This window comes from Pantoea phytobeneficialis, from assembly GCF_009728735.1.
Lineage (GTDB): Bacteria > Pseudomonadota > Gammaproteobacteria > Enterobacterales > Enterobacteriaceae > Pantoea > Pantoea phytobeneficialis.
Genome location: NZ_CP024640.1, coordinates 227,735 through 243,469 on the forward strand (window position 1 = coordinate 227,735; position 15,735 = coordinate 243,469).

The 15,735-nt window shown below is 54.2% G+C and carries 15 protein-coding genes; 5 read left to right on the forward strand and 10 right to left on the reverse strand.

Annotated elements, in window-relative coordinates; all coding sequences use genetic code 11:
* Positions 1–27: 27 nt before the first annotated feature.
* Entirely contained in the window at positions 28–1,218 is a 1,191-nt protein-coding gene (locus CTZ24_RS26475) for an MFS transporter (protein WP_244634114.1), read from the forward strand.
* 17 nt (positions 1,219–1,235) lie between these two features.
* Here the strand turns inward: CTZ24_RS26475 and CTZ24_RS26480 are convergent, their stop codons facing one another.
* The 7 genes from CTZ24_RS26480 to CTZ24_RS26510 form a co-directional block, all read right to left on the reverse strand.
* Positions 1,236–2,492 carry a chloride channel protein gene (locus CTZ24_RS26480; RefSeq protein ID WP_208727215.1) on the reverse strand — a complete coding sequence of 419 codons (1,257 nt, stop codon included), beginning with the start codon at positions 2,490–2,492 and terminating at the stop codon, positions 1,236–1,238.
* Between the two features lie 111 nt (positions 2,493–2,603).
* The gene (locus CTZ24_RS26485; RefSeq protein ID WP_208727217.1) at positions 2,604–2,819 is read right to left on the reverse strand and encodes a hypothetical protein; all 216 of its coding nucleotides are present in this window, start codon (positions 2,817–2,819) and stop codon (positions 2,604–2,606) included.
* Between the two features lie 173 nt (positions 2,820–2,992).
* The gene (locus CTZ24_RS26490; RefSeq protein ID WP_208727219.1) at positions 2,993–3,391 is read right to left on the reverse strand and encodes a (R)-mandelonitrile lyase; all 399 of its coding nucleotides are present in this window, start codon (positions 3,389–3,391) and stop codon (positions 2,993–2,995) included.
* A 144-nt stretch (positions 3,392–3,535) separates the two neighbouring features.
* Positions 3,536–6,697, reverse strand: coding sequence for an efflux RND transporter permease subunit (locus tag CTZ24_RS26495; protein WP_208727221.1), 3,162 nt, complete (start codon positions 6,695–6,697; stop codon positions 3,536–3,538).
* Positions 6,697–7,857, reverse strand: a complete 1,161-nt coding sequence (locus CTZ24_RS26500; protein ID WP_208727223.1) for an efflux RND transporter periplasmic adaptor subunit — start codon at positions 7,855–7,857, stop codon at positions 6,697–6,699. The genes CTZ24_RS26495 and CTZ24_RS26500 overlap by 1 nt, the downstream gene beginning before the upstream one ends.
* Positions 7,858–7,893: 36 nt before the next feature.
* On the reverse strand, positions 7,894–8,244 hold the full coding sequence (locus CTZ24_RS26505; RefSeq protein WP_208727225.1) for a helix-turn-helix domain-containing protein: 351 nt from the start codon (positions 8,242–8,244) through the stop codon (positions 7,894–7,896).
* 164 nt (positions 8,245–8,408) lie between these two features.
* The gene (locus tag CTZ24_RS26510) at positions 8,409–8,663 is read right to left on the reverse strand and encodes a YdgH/BhsA/McbA-like domain containing protein (protein WP_208727227.1); all 255 of its coding nucleotides are present in this window, start codon (positions 8,661–8,663) and stop codon (positions 8,409–8,411) included.
* Positions 8,664–8,944: 281 nt separating this feature from the next.
* On the opposite strand from CTZ24_RS26510, the gene CTZ24_RS26515 reads away from it, so the two are divergent.
* A complete protein-coding gene (locus tag CTZ24_RS26515; RefSeq protein WP_208727229.1) occupies positions 8,945–9,838 on the forward strand; it encodes a LysR family transcriptional regulator in 894 nt (297 codons plus the stop codon).
* 36 nt (positions 9,839–9,874) lie between these two features.
* On the opposite strand, the gene CTZ24_RS26520 is transcribed toward CTZ24_RS26515, so the two are convergent.
* Together CTZ24_RS26520 and CTZ24_RS26525 are read right to left on the reverse strand one after the other, a co-directional pair.
* Positions 9,875–10,930 (reverse strand): NAD(P)-dependent alcohol dehydrogenase, encoded by a 1,056-nt coding sequence (locus tag CTZ24_RS26520; protein ID WP_208727230.1) that lies wholly within the window; start codon positions 10,928–10,930, stop codon positions 9,875–9,877.
* Between the two features lie 24 nt (positions 10,931–10,954).
* A complete protein-coding gene (locus CTZ24_RS26525) occupies positions 10,955–11,611 on the reverse strand; it encodes a carboxymuconolactone decarboxylase family protein (RefSeq protein ID WP_208727232.1) in 657 nt (218 codons plus the stop codon).
* A 319-nt stretch (positions 11,612–11,930) separates the two neighbouring features.
* Between CTZ24_RS26525 and CTZ24_RS26530 the strand changes: the two genes are divergently transcribed.
* The 3 genes from CTZ24_RS26530 (at position 11,931) to CTZ24_RS26540 (ending at position 14,893) form a co-directional block, all read left to right on the forward strand.
* Entirely contained in the window at positions 11,931–13,202 is a 1,272-nt protein-coding gene (locus tag CTZ24_RS26530) for an NTP/NDP exchange transporter (protein ID WP_208727234.1), read from the forward strand.
* Positions 13,203–13,258: 56 nt separating this feature from the next.
* Positions 13,259–13,927 carry an NADPH-dependent F420 reductase gene (locus CTZ24_RS26535; RefSeq protein ID WP_244634115.1) on the forward strand — a complete coding sequence of 223 codons (669 nt, stop codon included), beginning with the start codon at positions 13,259–13,261 and terminating at the stop codon, positions 13,925–13,927.
* 138 nt (positions 13,928–14,065) lie between these two features.
* Entirely contained in the window at positions 14,066–14,893 is an 828-nt protein-coding gene (locus CTZ24_RS26540; protein ID WP_208727237.1) for an SDR family oxidoreductase, read from the forward strand.
* A gap of 3 nt (positions 14,894–14,896) precedes the next feature.
* Here the strand turns inward: CTZ24_RS26540 and CTZ24_RS26545 are convergent, their stop codons facing one another.
* A complete protein-coding gene (locus CTZ24_RS26545) occupies positions 14,897–15,724 on the reverse strand; it encodes a PRD domain-containing protein (RefSeq protein ID WP_208727239.1) in 828 nt (275 codons plus the stop codon).
* Positions 15,725–15,735 lie beyond the last annotated feature (11 nt).

The following is a 15,735-nucleotide window of genomic DNA, read 5'->3' on the forward strand; positions in this document are numbered from 1 at the left end:
TTTCCGTTATGAACAGAAGGAGAACGCGTGACTAAACTGGCACCCTCAGTGGGGATGTCCCAAAGCCTGACCCTGTTATTCTCCATTGCTGGCGGTATGGCGGTGGGCAACCTGTATTGGGTACAGCCGCTGCTGCACGACATCGGTGATGCCTTCCATATCTTGCCGGGCCATGCGGGTTTGTTGGTGACGCTGACCCAGATTGGCTATGCCGTGGGTGTGATGTTGATTGTCCCCCTTGGCGATAGTCACAATCGCCGCCGCCTGATCCCGGCGATGATGGCGGTTTCCGCGCTTGCGCTGCTCGCCAGTGCGCTTTCTCCCTCCTTTGCTTTCCTGCTTGTCTCGCTGTTTTTGGTGGGTCTTACCACGGTGACGGGGCAACTGCTGATTCCACTGGCAGGTGACCTGGCGGCAGACAACCAGCGGGGCAGGATCGTCGGGACGGTGGTGTCAGGGGTGTTGACTGGCATTCTTGCGTCACGCACCGTCAGTGGGCTGGTGGCCGATGCATTTGGCTGGCGGGCTATTTATCTCTTTGCTGCGGTGATGACGCTGGTGTTGGCCGCGATCTTATGGCGTGCTCTGCCCGGTGATCGGCCACGTCAGGCGGGTTCATACCTGCAACTGTTGAGCTCCGTGGTGACGGTGGTGCGGCAGCATCCCACCGTGCAGGTGACACTGATATTAGGTGCCCTCGGTTTTTCGGTTTTTACGCTGTTCTGGACCGGACTGACGTTTTTACTCAGCGCGCCCCCGTTTGGATTTAGCGCCAGCCAGATTGGTCTGGTCGGCCTTGTGGGACTGGCCGGTGCGCTGGCGGCACGACGTGCCGGGCGCTTGCACGATCGGGGATGGTCGGTCGGTGCGACAGGGGCTGCGCTACTGCTGGTGATGGTTTCACTGATCATCGCGGAGGCCGGTGCAACATCCATCATCGCGATTCTGGTGGCGGTGTTATTGCTGGATGTGGCGATTCAGGCGATCAACGTACTTAATCAAACCCGGTTGTTCGCGGTGGACGCACAGGCCCGCAGTCGTCTGAATACGGCTTTTGTGGTCAGCAACTTTATCGGTGGGGCGATCGGTTCTGCGCTTGCCGGTACATTATGGCAACTGGGTGGCTGGTCAGGCATCACCACCGGGGAGATGATGCTGACCGCCTGCGCGCTGCTGATCTGGCTGGCACAACGCAGGCGGCTCAGGGGATTAAGTTAGGGCAGGGCGATGTTAGATTAACGCTGCGTTTTCTCCAGTACCCGGCAGGTGATCACCGCACCTGCGGCACACAGCAGGGCGGGGACAAAATAGTCATGGTTCATATGGGTAAACTCCATCACCAGCGTTACGGCGGTCAGCGGCATTTGCATCGAGGCGGCGAGGAAGGCGGCGCCGCCCACCAGCGCAAAGCTGCCGATGTCGCCACCGGGGAACATCAGTTGCCAGAGTACGCAGAGCAGCAGGCTGAGCAGACCACCGACCGTCAGACCAGGGGTCAGTAACCCGCCTTCGGCACCACCGCGTAACACCGCCAGAATCACCACCATTTTTAAACCTAATAACCACGCCGCATGGTGAAAATTGATGCTGTCGCTCAGCGCCAGTTGCATGGGGCCTTTGCCGTTACCTGGTAGTTCCGGGAACCAGAGGCTGAGAACAGCCAGCAGGGAAAATGCCAGCAAACAGAATACGGGCATCTGCCAGTTGTCTTTCACCTCGGCGCGGGCGGCACCGGTGGTTTTACGGAACAACCACGCACCAGCTCCCAACACCGGGCCAGCAACAATCGCCCATGCCAGAAATGACGGAGACAGGACACCAGAGGCAAAGTGATATTGTGATTCATTGCCCAAACCCAGCGTGGCGGTCCAGGCAGCGATGGCCGAAGTGATAATCGCCGCCAGCGTTTTCTCCCAACTGAATGACAGCAACAACACTTCGAGGGTAAACAGCGCACCAGCCAGCGGCACGTTATAGACGGCAGCCAGACCGGCACCGGCACCACAGGCTATCAGCGTGCGCGCCTCATCAGCCGCTAATCCGAGTCGACGGGCCATAAAGCCGCCTGCCAGCGCCCCCATTTCACGCGGGGCAACTTCGCGCCCCAGCGGTGATCCTAAGGCAACGGTGACAATTTGCAGCAGTGCGTGCAGGGTGGTGGTGCCTGGCGGCATCGGTGTGGCGTTGGATGAAACGGCGGCTTTGATAGAAACACGTTTGCGTCCATAGCGCCCCAGTAACCACCAGCCACAACCCGCCACCAGGCCGCCGGTGATAATCGCGGCCAGACGCCGCAAGTGATCGGCATCGGTCACGCCCTGGAGAAAGGATTCGGGACTGATGATGCGGTCCATGCTGTAACCAAATGCGAGATGCTGAATGCTGTGCAAGATCATGGCGAGAAGCATCCCCGCCAGACCGGCGAGGAATCCGGTCATCACCACAGCGACCAGACGTATTAGCGGCTTCGTTTCGCCAACAGGATGAGTCATTACCTGGCGTCCTTGAAGAATTGAAGACGCAAAGATAACAGGAACTTAGTAAATATTTCGTCTATCAAGACCAATCTGCCAGCGCGCAGACACGTCTGAAGGGGGGGATGCTCAGGGATCGAGAGATTCAGGGATGCTGATTTTTTTGAGTTTTATCATGAATCGATCGCCCTCTTTTTTAATCTTTGCTCCCCGCTCACACCAGTAATCAGAGAGGGCAAAAAAGTCATCGCTGCTGATATCAAAATCAATGATGACTTCTTTATGTTCACCGCTCAGTAGCTTGTCGTTAACGTCACGAATTGAGGTCGCTTTTACGCTTTTCATCTCGTTCCCCGGATTTTAGAAAACAGATCGTAGCGGCGCGAGTTATCGCGCCGCTACGAGTACGTGCAAACACTACGCTTTTTTTAGCACAGTTTTTTGGCCGCTTCGGAAAATTCGGAGTAAACCACGCGAAATGTTAAGCGCCGCGGCAGCTTAACGGCTGAGCGTAACGGTTACTTTTGGTACTGTTCGTCGGTGACTTTTTCCATCCAGTCAACCGGGCTGCCATTCAGGGATTCGGCAATCGCAATATGCGTCATGGCATTGTCAGGTGTAGCGCCATGCCAGTGCTTCACCCCTTCCGGGATAAAGACGATGTCACCCTGATTCATTACCACCGTTTCTTCACCTTCGCACTGAATCCAGCCCTGGCCGTGGGTGATGATCAGCGTTTGTCCGAACGGGTGGGTATGCCAGGCGGTACGCGCGCCCGGTTCGAAAGTGACCGTCGCGCCACCGACACGCGCTGACTCCGTACCGCTGAAGGGGGCATCGATCCTCACCGTACCGGTGAAATACTCTTCCGGGCCTTTACGTGATGGAACGGAGCCGTTAGCGATAATTTTCAACATGTGATGTTCCTCTTTTGTCGTTCATGAGTGATGCAATCACTCTACCAAAGGCGGTGTTAAGTGATTAGATAGCGTAATGCGATTAAACCTATGAGCATTGCTCATGAGTTCCGCCCAGCCAGAGATACTGACTGGGCGGGACGATTACACGAGGATGTCCTCTTCGTCCTCTTCGTCCTCATCGTCCTCATCGTCGCGGGGCTTGCCGCCAAAGCGGTTACGCACCACCACAAAGAACACCGGGACAAAATAGATAGCCAGCAGGGTTGCCGCCACCATCCCGCCGATTACCCCGGTGCCGACGGCATTCTGTGCACCGGAACCGGCACCAGAACTCAGTGCCAGCGGCAGTACACCGAGAATAAACGCCAGCGATGTCATCAGAATCGGACGCAGGCGCATACGGGCCGCTTCCAGCGTGGCTTCCACCACGCCTTTACCTTCTTTCTCGATCTGGTCTTTGGCGAATTCTACGATCAGGATGGCGTTCTTCGCCGACAGACCGATGGTGGTTAACAGGCCAACCACGAAGTAAACATCGTTATTCAGCCCACGCAGCATGGTAGCGACCAGCGCACCAAACACGCCAAGCGGCACCACCAGCATCACCGAGAACGGAATCGACCAGCTCTCGTACAGCGCCGCCAGGCACAGGAACACCACAATCAATGACAGGGCGTACAGCGCCGGTGCCTGTTCGCCGGTCATGCGTTCCTGGTACGACATGCCGGTCCAGTCAAAGCCGACGCCAGGTGGCAGTTGTTTCGCCAGTTGTTCCATCAGCGCCATCGCTTCGCCCGAACTTTTACCCGGTGCCGGCTGACCGAGAATTTCCAGGGAAGACAGGCCGTTATAACGTTCCAGACGCGGTGAGCCGTAAACCCACTCGGCTGTCGAGAAGCTGGCAAACGGCACCATCTTGCCGTTGCTGGCGCGCACGTACCAGTTATCCATATCTTTTGGCATCATGCGATACGGCGCGTCGCTCATCACGTAGACCTTTTTCACCCTGCCGTGGTCAATGAAGTCGTTAACATAACTGCCGCCCCAGGCGCTGCTCAGGGTGGTATTGATGTCGGACAGATCGACGCCCAGTGCGGTGGCTTTCTCCTGGTCAATGTTGACTTTGTACTGCGGGCTGTCTTCCATGCCGTTCGGACGCACCGCCACCAGCGTATCGGGATGCTGGCGTGCCAGATCCAGCAGCTGGTTACGTGCGGCCACCAGTTTGTCATGCCCCAAACTGCCCTGGTCAATCAACTCAAAGTCAAAACCGGTCGCGTTACCCAGCGCAATGATCGGCGGCAGGTTAAAGGCCACCACATTGGCATCCATGATTTTGCTGAACGCTTTAGCGGCACGGCTGACAATACCGTCAACTTTGTTCTCTTCACCCGGACGCTGTGACCAGTCCTTCAGGCCGATAAAGGCGATCCCCACGTTCTGGCCCCGTCCGGCAAAGCCGAAGCCGTTGACCGTCAGCACGTTCTCAACGTTGCTTTTCTCGTTGTTCAGGTAGTAATCATTGACCTGATCCAGCACTGCCTGGGTACGTTCCTGGGTAGCACCGGCCGGCAGGATGGCCTGGGTGGCGAGCACCCCCTGATCTTCCGACGGCAGGAACGAGGTGGGCAGGCGCATAAACAGCACCGCCATCCCGACGACCAGTACACCGTAAATCACCAGATAGCGCCCGCTCTTGTTCAGCATACGCGCCACAGAACCGGTGTAATGATGTGCACTTTGCTCAAACTTGCGGTTAAACCAGCCGAACAGCCCGCGATGTTGCCCGTGGCTACCGGGTTTAACCGGCTTCAGGATGGTGACACACAGCGCTGGAGTGAGGATCAACGCCACCAGCACCGAGAGCGCCATCGCGGAAACAATGGTGATGGAGAACTGGCGATAGATTACCCCGGTACTGCCGCCAAAGAACGCCATCGGTACAAACACCGCCGACAACACCAGCGCAATGCCGACCAGCGCCCCCTGAATTTGCCCCATCGATTTACGCGTGGCGGCCTTCGGTTTCAGGCCCTCCTCAGCCATCACGCGCTCGACGTTCTCCACCACCACGATGGCGTCATCCACCAGCAAACCGATCGCCAGCACCATGCCGAACATGGTCAGGGTGTTAATCGAGTAACCGAAGGCAGCGAGGATGCCAAAGGTACCCAGCAGCACCACCGGTACGGCAATGGTCGGGATCAGCGTGGCGCGGAAACTCTGCAAAAACAGGTACATCACCAGGAACACCAGCACGATGGCTTCAAACAGCGTTTTCACTACCTCGTGGATCGAGATACTGATAAACGGCGTGGTGTCGTAGGGATAGACCACCTTCAGTCCCTGCGGGAAGTAAGGTTTCAATTCATTAATTTTCGCGCGGATAGCATTGGCGGTATCCAGCGCGTTAGCGCCTGCCGCCAGCTGAATACCCAATGCTGACGCCGGTTTGCCATTGATTTTAACCACAAAGTTATAGTTCTCACCGCCGCGCTCGATCCGCGCCACATCATGCAGACGCACCTGCGAGCCGTCGCTGTTCACTTTCAGCAGGATGTTGCCAAACTCTTCCGGCGAGGTGAGTCGGGTCTGGGCAATGATCGAGGCGTTAAGCTGCTGACCTTTTACCGGCGGCGCGCCACCAAGTTGACCGGCGGCAATCTGCGCATTCTGGGTTTCAATCATGCTCATCACATCCACCGGCGTCAGCTGGTAGTTGTTCAGCTTGTTGGGATCGAGCCAGATACGCATCGCGTACTGCGAACCAAACAGCGTGGTATCCCCCACGCCGTTGATACGGCTGATGGGATCTTTCAGGTTAGCCGCCACGTAATCGGCAATATCTTCCATGCTCATGCGGCCGGTTTCATCGACGAAACCGGGCACCAGGAAGAACACGCTGGAGGATTTGCGCACGGTGATGCCCTGCTGCTGCACTTCCTGCGGCAGCAGGGGGGTGGCGAGCTGCAACTTGTTCTGCACCTGCACCTGAGCGATATCCGGGTCAGTGCCGTTCTCAAACGACAGCGTCAGCTGAAGCGTGCCGGATGAATCGCTGGTGGAGGACATATACATCAGGCCATCCAGCCCGCTCATGTTCTGCTCAATCACCTGGGTCACGGTGTTCTGCAACGTGGTGGCATCCGCACCTGGATAGGTGGCACGGATTTGCACTGAGGTGGGCGCAACGTCCGGGTATTGCTCCACTGGCAGTTTCAGGATCGAAATTCCCCCGGCCAGCATGATGATAATTGCCAGCACCCAGGCAAAGATCGGGCGGTCAATAAAGAATCTGGACATCAGTCGGCGGTTCCTGTGGGCGAAGGGGCGGTGAGAGGTTTAACGGTCATACCGGGTTGGGCACGTTGAATGCCGGAGACAATCACGCGTTCGCCGGATTGCAGACCGCCAGTCACGCGCCATTTGTCACCTGCGGTCTGCGAGACGCTGATGGTGCGCACTTCTACCTTGTTAGCGCTGTCAACCACCAGCGCGGTGGCGTCACCGCGCGGCGTACGGGTCACCGCCTGCTGTGGGATCAGCAATGCATTGGGATCGGTGCCTTCATCCAGGCGGGCACGGACAAACATACCGGGCAGCAACGCGTGATCCGGGTTGGGGACAATAGCGCGTAGGGTGATGGAGCCGGTAGTTTGGTCAACGGTGACATCAGAAAATGCCAGCGTGCCACTATGGGGATAGACAGAGCCATCGCCAAGGATCACGCTGACCACCGCTTTACCGGCATTCTGATGCAAACGACCGGAGGCCAGTTCCTGTTGCAGACGCAGGAAATCCTGGCTCGACTGGGTGACATCGACGTACAGCGGGTCCAGTTGTTGCACGGTAGCCAGCGCATCGCTTTGCGCATCCTGCACCAGCGCACCTTCAGTCACCGATGAACGCCCGATACGGCCACTGATCGGCGAGGTAATGGTGCTCCAGGCGAGGTTGATACGGGCGGTTTCCAGTGCGGCATTGGCTGCATCCACGGCGGCACGCGTCTGGGCGGCGGTGGCCTGTGCCTGGTCATAATCCTGACGGCTGATGTAATTTGTCCCGGTCAGCGAGCGATAGCGATTCAGGGTCACCTGTGCCATGCGCGCGTTGGCTTCCGCTTCATTCACGGCTGCCCTGGCATTGTTGTAGCTGGCGCGGAAAGGGGCAGGATCGATCTGGTACAGCGTCTGACCGGCCACCACATCGCTGCCCTCGGTGAAGGCGCGTTTTAAAATTATGCCTGACACCTGTGGGCGAACTTCTGCTACACGGAATGCCGAGGTACGTCCGGGGAGTTCTGTGGACACGGGCAGTGACTGGGTAGCCAGAGTCTGGACCTGCACCTCGGGTGCGCTCTGCACTTCGGCAGCTTTTCCGGCTGAATCATCACATCCTGTTAAATTTAAAATGACGAACGCGCATAGCAAAGCCAGAGGCTTAAGTGCCACGTTATGGGGCATTGTTATTTTCTCCCGGAAACCGGTAATGACGATGAGTTAAACCAGAAAATTTAAATGATGTGTTTGTAAACGCCGCCAGGTTGCGGGTGGCACATGGTATTTTCTGGCAAAAGAGCGGGTAAATGACTGCTGGGAGTCGTAACCATATTTAACGGAAATATCAATGACTGTTTCACGGCTTTGAATCAAATCAAGCGCGGCCATTTCCAGCTTTTTATCACGAATATAATTGCCTAAGCTGATATTCATAATGCGCTGAAACATTCTTTGTAAGTGCCATTTTGAATAGCCTGATCGCTGAGCAACGTCTTCTATCTTAAGAGGGCGGCGAATATTTTCGTCAATCCACGCAATTAAGTCATGGATGATAACTTCGTGTCGATCCATTTCTTTTGCACCTTATTAATAAAATTAAGGTTAGAGATGAAGGAAGACGAAATAAATCACAAGCGAAACGGGCAGTGAACACACCAACAAATCGTATGCACAGCAGGGCTAAGAATATCGGGCAGTGAGCTTGTTCAGGGATATTTCGTCTTTAGAAGGGGGGGTTATTTATAAATCTCCGCCACACCATAAAGTTTATTTTCACCACCGGCGGCGATGATTTTCATCGAGGTGGCACCTTCCGCCTCGGCTTTGTCAGCAAGTTTGTTGGTCAGGCCATCAAGCGAATAAGCACCAGACGCAGAAACAACACCGACTTTTTGTTTGCCAGCGGCATCATTGATGACATCGACGGCAAAGGCGCTTTGAACCGCAAAGACGCTGGCCAGAGCAAAGGCGGAAGCAATTAACGTTTTCATGGAAACCTCACATAATCATAAAGGGAATAACGAACTACGGAATAATAGTATCATTACAAATTACACTTTATTAGCGGCTAAAAATTTATAACCGTTATGAGATTCATTCATTAATCGCGCTACAGAAAGTTAAGTATCGGCACGGAATCTGGCTTAGAACATGACACCCATCACACGCGATGAGTTTTTTCTGGTCAACTCGTGAGTAACTCACATATATTTCAGTTTATGTATAGCCGTCAAGGCCCGAGCCTGACAAAAGATGACAAAGAGGCACACTGATGCTCAAGGAAAATTTTAACGACCTCATCTATCTGGTAATGGTGGCGCGCGAGCAGAGCTTTACCCGCGCCGCCGCCAAACTCGGGGTGTCGCAATCGGCGTTGAGCCACTCCATTCGGGGACTGGAAGAACGGCTCAATACACGATTATTAACCCGTACCACCCGCAGTGTGGCCCCCACCGAAGCTGGTGAGCGGTTAATTCAAAATGTTGGGCCAATGATCGCCGATATCGAAAAGGCCCTGCTGCAATTGTCCGATGAACAGGGAAAACCCTCCGGCAATATTCGTATTACCGCGGGAGAGCATGCGCTGGCATCGACACTCTGGCCGCTGTTGAAACCCTTTTTACAAGCCTATCCACAAGTCAACGTTGAATTATCCGTCGACAATACCTTAACGGATATTGTCAGTGGCCGGTTTGATGCCGGGGTTCGCCTGGGTGAACAGGTTGAAAAAGATATGGTGGCGGTCAGGATTGGTCCCGACTGGCGCATGGTGGTGGTGGCAGCACCGGAATATTTTGTCCAACATGGTATGCCTGAGACGCCGTATGAACTCCAGAACCATAACTGCATCAATATGCGTTTACCCACTCTGGGTGGCATCTACAGTTGGGAATTCCAAAAAGATGGCAAAGAGATTCGGGTAAAAGTGGAAGGACAGCTAATTTTTAATAACCTTGCCTCGCGTGTTGATGCGGCTTTAACCGGAATGGGCGTGGCTTATGTGCCGGAAGATTGCGTGCGAAAATACGTGGATGAAGGCAAACTGCAAATTGCGCTGGATGACTGGTGTGCGCCTTTTGCCGGATATTATCTTTACTACCCCAGTCGCAAACAACATACGGCTGCGTTTTCGAAATTAATTGAAGCGGTGCGCTATCAGGCGTAACGCGAAAGGGCAGTGGCGAGCCACTGCCCTTGTTTCTTAAGCCTTCAGCGAAGCAATATCGATAACAAAACGATACTTCACATCGCTTTTTAACATCCGTTGCCACGCATCATTAATATCTTGCATGTTGATCATTTCGACGTCTGACGTGATGCCATGCTCGCCGCAGAAATTCATCATCTCCTGCGTTTCCGCAATCCCGCCAATTACCGAACCGGCGACAGACTTACGGCCCAACACCAGCGGGGCGCTATTCAGTACCGGGTCCAGTTCGCCCAGGTAGCCCACCAGTACCAGGGTGCCGTTCAGCGCCAGGGTAGGGATATAAGGTTTCAAATCATGGACATACGGCACGGTATCAATAATCAGATCGAACTGGTTATACACCGCCTTCATCTGCGCATCGTCGGTGGAAATCACGATATGTTCAGCACCGAGACGGCGGGCATCTTCCGATTTATTCGGTGAGCGGCTGAACAGGGTCACATCTGCCCCCAGCGCTTTGGCGAATTTCAGCGCCATATGCCCCAGGCCGCCAAGACCGACCACGGCAACTTTGCTGCCCGGTCCCACATTCCAGTGACGCAGTGGCGACCAGGTGGTGATTCCGGCGCACAGCAGAGGCGCCGCGCTTTTCAGATCCAGGCCTTCTGGCACTTTGACCACGAATTTTTCCGTGACCACGATTTTGTCGGAGTAGCCACCATAGGTCGGCATCTGGTCATGACGATCAACGTCGTTATAGGTGAGGGTATTCCCTTCTTCGCAGTACTGCTCAAGCCCCTGTTCACAGGCGCTGCAATGCTGACAGGAATCCACCATACAACCCACGCCGACATGATCGCCAACGCTGAATTTGGTCACGGCTTTACCCACATGCGTGACACGACCAATAATTTCGTGGCCTGGCACCATCGGGTATTTGGCCCCGCCCCAATCGTTGTAAGCGTTGTGAATATCGGAGTGGCAAACACCGCTGTAAAGGATCTCAATGACAACATCATTGTCACGCGGATCGCGACGCACAAAATTATGCGGCACCAAATCTTCTTTGGCGGCAAAAGCGGCATAGCCTTTTACATTTAACGTCATTCTGTTTCTCCTGAAAGCATTCTATTAACGCGGGCGACTGGCCATCACGTCATCCAGCAGTTGCATGCCGCGTTGGGCTTCATGGCTGACGACGGTGTTGCCGTAGACCACAAACAGGTCTTTCACCTGCTGTTCAGTCAGCCCGACATTGAGACCACCACCAATGTGTGATTTCAGTTGCGATTCCACACCGCCAAGGCCGGTGAGCGCGGCGATAGTGGCGATTTCCCGATCCGGTAAGCCGAGATTGTCGCGGGCAATCACATCAGCAAAAAGATGTTCTTGCAGGAACTGGTTAATTTCAGGCAAAAATTCGATGAAATTGCCTTTCTCAGCTTTCAATACCCGTCCGGCAATGAGCGTCTGAATATCAGACCCTACTTCAGTCCGTGATTTATCCTGCGGTGCCGGGGAAGGGGCTTTACCGACAGGATCGTTGATGCCTTGTTCTGCGCGCTGTTTAATCACGCTCATAAAAGTTGTAATGCCATTCAGGCTTCTGGGAAAGCCACAGTAGGCATACATTTGCAGCAACACTTCTTTTATTTCATTGATGGTCAGACCGCTGTCTAACCCTGCGTTGAGTGCCTGAGAAAGTGCGGGTAAATCACCTTTGGCGGTCCAGGCCGCGATGGGAATAATTGCCCGCTGGGTGGCATTGAGTGATGCTGTTGTATTCATATTGATATTGCCTTTATCACCTGACGCATAGATAAGTCGTGACGTTGCTGTCAGCAGTCACGCGCCCTTCACCTTAGAATAAAAATCCGCAGGAATCAGCCCGTTATTACCGGTTTATGCTGAATGACGTTATGAATTGAACTCATCATTAATGCCGCAAAATGCTAATCCAACAAGGCTTAATTTCCGCAATTCTACCGTAGCGGCGCGATTTATCGCGCTATTACCTTGCGCGATAAATCGCGCCGCTACGGATTCGCGTAAATATTATGCACTTTAAAATATCTTCTGGTGAAATACGACATTCGGGTGACGATGAATGTGTTTTGATAAATATTATCAATTTTTAAATGTCAGGCCGAAAGAGCTGAAAACGCTGGCATGGTCGATGTTGTATGTCTTTTCTTTATTTGTTGCTTATTATCTTTTGCGCCCGGTACGTGACGAGTTAGGTGTGGCGGGAGGGGTGAATAATCTTCCCTGGTTGTTCAGCGGTACGCTCGCTGCGATGTTGCTATTGACACCGTTATTTTCTTTTCTGGTAAAACGCTATCAGCGAATAACCGTCATCAGGATCAGCTACCATTTTTTTGCCAGCAATTTGCTGCTGTTTTTCATGTTGCTACTCCCTGCGTTCAGTGAATATCGTATCTGGACTGGCCGGTTTTTCTTTATCTGGTTATCGGTATTCAACCTGTTTGTCGTTTCCCTGTTTTGGTCATTGATCGTTGATATTTTTACCTCCGAACAGGGGGTGCGGCTATTTGGTATCCTTTCTGCTGGGGCGACACTGGGGGCGCTAATCGGGTCTTCTCTGACGCTGATTTCAGTGGAGCGTATTGACCAGCGCGGCCTGGTGTTGCTGGCGTTTCTGCTGTTGGAAATCAGTCTGCTATCGGCTCAGCGGGCTGCTGCGCACAGTACAAATTTTGCCGGAAAAAAAACGGAACGTCCTGTTGGGGGATCGGTGCTCGCCGGGATCACCCACACGCTGCGTTCGCCTTACCTCTCCGGTATCGCCCTGTTTATGATGCTGTATAGTCTGACCTCCACCTTTCTCTATTTTGAGCAGGCGTCGATTGCAGCAAATGCCTTTTCTGACCGTGCCTCGCGCACCGCGTTTTTCGCCACCATCGATTTGTGGGTCAATCTGCTCACCTTCATCGCACAGATCTTTTTCACCTCACGGGCGTTGAAAGGATTGGGTGTCTCCCTGACCCTCGCCATTTTACCGCTGGTAACACTCGCGGGATTTTCGCTGCTGCTGGCATTTCCTTCTCTGATGATTTTTGTCGTATTCCAGGTTGCACGCCGCATCAGTAACTTCGCTTTCGCCCGACCCGGCAGAGAAATTTTATTTACCCGTGTGGCGAAAGAAGAACGTTATAAGTCGAAAAATTTCATCGATACGGTGGTGTATCGTCTCGGCGATCAGATGGGAAGCTGGAGTTATGCCGGGCTGATGGGATTTGCCGGGAGTTCCGGCCTGCTGGCGTATATTGCGATCCCTTTGTCTCTCGTCTGGTTGGCGCTGTCGGTCTGGCTGGGCCGTCAATCACCTTTAATTTCCCTCAACTCAGGAGCTGACTAATGTCCCTCTCACGACGTCAATTGATCAAGTTAGCCGCAATTACAGGAGCAATGAGTATGACAGGTAAGGCGATAGCTATCAGTACCGGCCAATCGTTGAAAATTGGTGTGATCGGTGCGGGCTGGCTGGGAGGAACAGTGGCTAAGCTGTGGGTGAAAGCCGGGCATCAGGTGATGTTCTCCACCCGGCATCTGGATGAGTTGCAACGCGAGATCGCGCCCTTAGGTGCCAATGCCAGCGTAGGGACACCGGCAGAGGCTGCGGCATTTGGCGACATTCTGTTATTCGCCGTCCCGTATGATGCCTTGCCACAACTCGGCCAGCAGCTCGCTGCGGCGATGAAAGGCAAAATCGTGCTGGATGCCTGTAATCCTTCCGGCTGGCAACAGAGCGACCTTGCCAGGGAAGCGAACCAAAATGGGGTGGCGGAAACCAGTCAACGATTGTTGCCCGGCACTCGCTATGTCCGGGCTTTCAGTGCGGTTGACGCCACTGCCATTGAGGCATCCGCCAGTGCCAGCGCGGCGAACAAGTTAGGTGTGCCGATCGCCAGTGATGATGCTGAGGCATTGAAGGCAGTGGCGAAGCTGGTTGAGGATGTCGGTTCGGTTCCGGTGATCACCGGGAATCTGGCGAGTGCCAGAAGTTTCCAACGCGGTGGCCCTGGTTTTCGGGCGAATACCAACGCTCCGGCGCTACGCGCTATTCTGCATGTGGATGTGTAGCGACGCGATTTATCGCGCAGATTTATGATCGCCACTCATAAACTCATGCTGATTATCTCTAAAGTCATTGCACGTCGGAACGATTATATTTTCCCCATCGACATTGTTGGTGAAACATAACTTACCTTCGGAGTGACTATGAAAGACGTGATTGTGGTGATTGGTGCGGGTTCAATCGGGCAGGCGATTGCTCGCCGGGTCAGCCAGGGCAAAACGGTGTTGCTGGCGGACCTGCGTGCTGAAAACACCGAAGCGGCAGCGAAAGTGCTACGCGATGCCGGTTTCGTGGTATCCACCAGTCAGGTGGATGTCTCGTCGCGCGACTCCATTCAGGCGTTGGTGAAAACGGCTACGGCGTTAGGCGCGGTAAAAGGGGTGATCAACGCGGCTGGGGTGTCGCCTTCACAGGCCTCATCTAAAACGATTTTAAACGTCGACCTTTATGGTACGGCGGTGATCCTTGAAGAGTTCGGTCAGGTTATTGCTGAAGGTGGTTCGGGTATTATTATCGCCTCCCAGTCCGGTCACCGCCTGCCGCCGCTCAGCGTAGAGCAGAATGAAGCGCTGGCGACCACGCCCACGGAAGACCTGCTGGCGCTGCCGTTTTTGCAGGAAGACACCATCACCGATCCGCTGCTGGCGTACCAATATTCAAAACGCGGCAATGCACTGCGCGTGATGGCCGAAGCAGTGAAATGGGGCAAACGCGGTGCGCGCGTCAATACCATTAGCCCTGGCATCATCTATACCCCATTGGCAAATGATGAGCTGTCCGGACCACGCGGCGCAGGATACCGCAATATGCTGGAACGATCCCCGGTTGGTCGCGGCGGCACGCCGGATGAAGTGGGCGCGCTGGCGGCTTTGCTGATGGGACCGGAAGGCACCTTTATCACTGGCAGTGATTTCCTGATGGATGGTGGCGTGACAGCTTCATACTGGTATGGCGATCTAAAACCAGCCTGATTATCAGTGGCTTAATCGACTGATATGCATACTCAGCCAGGTGAGTTCTTCCCTGGGGAGTGAAAGCTGATATTTCTCCTGAATATAGTCGCGAATCGTCCAGGCGACGGACATGGCTTCAGGGTGGAATTTCAGCAGCTCCTGATAGAAGTCCTCGCCGGCTCCGGTACTGATTTTGCCCGCCAGGATACGCTCCGCGAAATAGCGCAAATGCGTAATAAAACGGTTGTAGTTAATCGACGTGACATCGATTGACCGGTTTAATTTGTAACGCACAATCTCGGCGATACGATTCACCAGCTGTACCTGCTGGTGAGCCGTGTCCTGACCTGCACTGCCCGAGGCATTAATCAGATGAAAAGCGATGTGTACTGCCTCATCTTCACCCAGTTCCAGCTTAAAGCGTGCTTCCACCATCGCTCTGGCCTGTAAACCAATGGCGTACTCTTTCTGGTAATAACGCTGCACTTCCCAGCTCAGTTTATTGGCGATCACCTGACCCGCGCGAGCGCGTTCGGCGGCGAACCACAGATGCTCCGCCAGGGTAAAAAACAGCACCGAGTGCAGTTTTTCGCTGTACTGCGCCTGCGCCAGGGCAATGATGTCATGGGTAATATCAAACCAGGCAACGGGAATGGTGTTGGTCAGCGAGAAATAGTGGCGCGACTTGAGATGTTCCAGCGGGATAAACACCTGCTCAATCCCTGCCGCGTTCACCTGGGTGCCGGGTCTGGCGCCAAAGCCAATCCCTTTACCAAACAGAATCATCTCCTGCTGGTCATGTTCCACCAGCAGCATGCTGTTGTTCAGCGATTTCTTCACGGTAATCACGTCAATACCCG

Bases quoted from the DNA above. Each gene is read 5' to 3' on its own strand.
- CTZ24_RS26495 (WP_208727221.1), bottom strand. From the start codon at position 6,697: ATGTCCAGATTCTTTATTGACCGCCCGATCTTTGCCTGGGTGCTGGCA.
- CTZ24_RS26485 (WP_208727217.1), bottom strand. From the start codon at position 2,819: ATGAAAAGCGTAAAAGCGACCTCAATTCGTGACGTTAACGACAAGCTA.
- CTZ24_RS26540 (WP_208727237.1), top strand. From the start codon at position 14,066: ATGAAAGACGTGATTGTGGTGATTGGTGCGGGTTCAATCGGGCAGGCG.
- CTZ24_RS26520 (WP_208727230.1), bottom strand. From the start codon at position 10,930: ATGACGTTAAATGTAAAAGGCTATGCCGCTTTTGCCGCCAAAGAAGAT.
- CTZ24_RS26530 (WP_208727234.1), top strand. From the start codon at position 11,931: ATGTGTTTTGATAAATATTATCAATTTTTAAATGTCAGGCCGAAAGAG.
- CTZ24_RS26500 (WP_208727223.1), bottom strand. From the start codon at position 7,857: ATGCCCCATAACGTGGCACTTAAGCCTCTGGCTTTGCTATGCGCGTTC.
- CTZ24_RS26515 (WP_208727229.1), top strand. From the start codon at position 8,945: ATGCTCAAGGAAAATTTTAACGACCTCATCTATCTGGTAATGGTGGCG.
- CTZ24_RS26490 (WP_208727219.1), bottom strand. From the start codon at position 3,391: ATGTTGAAAATTATCGCTAACGGCTCCGTTCCATCACGTAAAGGCCCG.
- CTZ24_RS26510 (WP_208727227.1), bottom strand. From the start codon at position 8,663: ATGAAAACGTTAATTGCTTCCGCCTTTGCTCTGGCCAGCGTCTTTGCG.
- CTZ24_RS26480 (WP_208727215.1), bottom strand. From the start codon at position 2,492: ATGACTCATCCTGTTGGCGAAACGAAGCCGCTAATACGTCTGGTCGCT.
- CTZ24_RS26525 (WP_208727232.1), bottom strand. From the start codon at position 11,611: ATGAATACAACAGCATCACTCAATGCCACCCAGCGGGCAATTATTCCC.
- CTZ24_RS26535 (WP_244634115.1), top strand. From the start codon at position 13,259: ATGACAGGTAAGGCGATAGCTATCAGTACCGGCCAATCGTTGAAAATT.
- CTZ24_RS26505 (WP_208727225.1), bottom strand. From the start codon at position 8,244: ATGGATCGACACGAAGTTATCATCCATGACTTAATTGCGTGGATTGAC.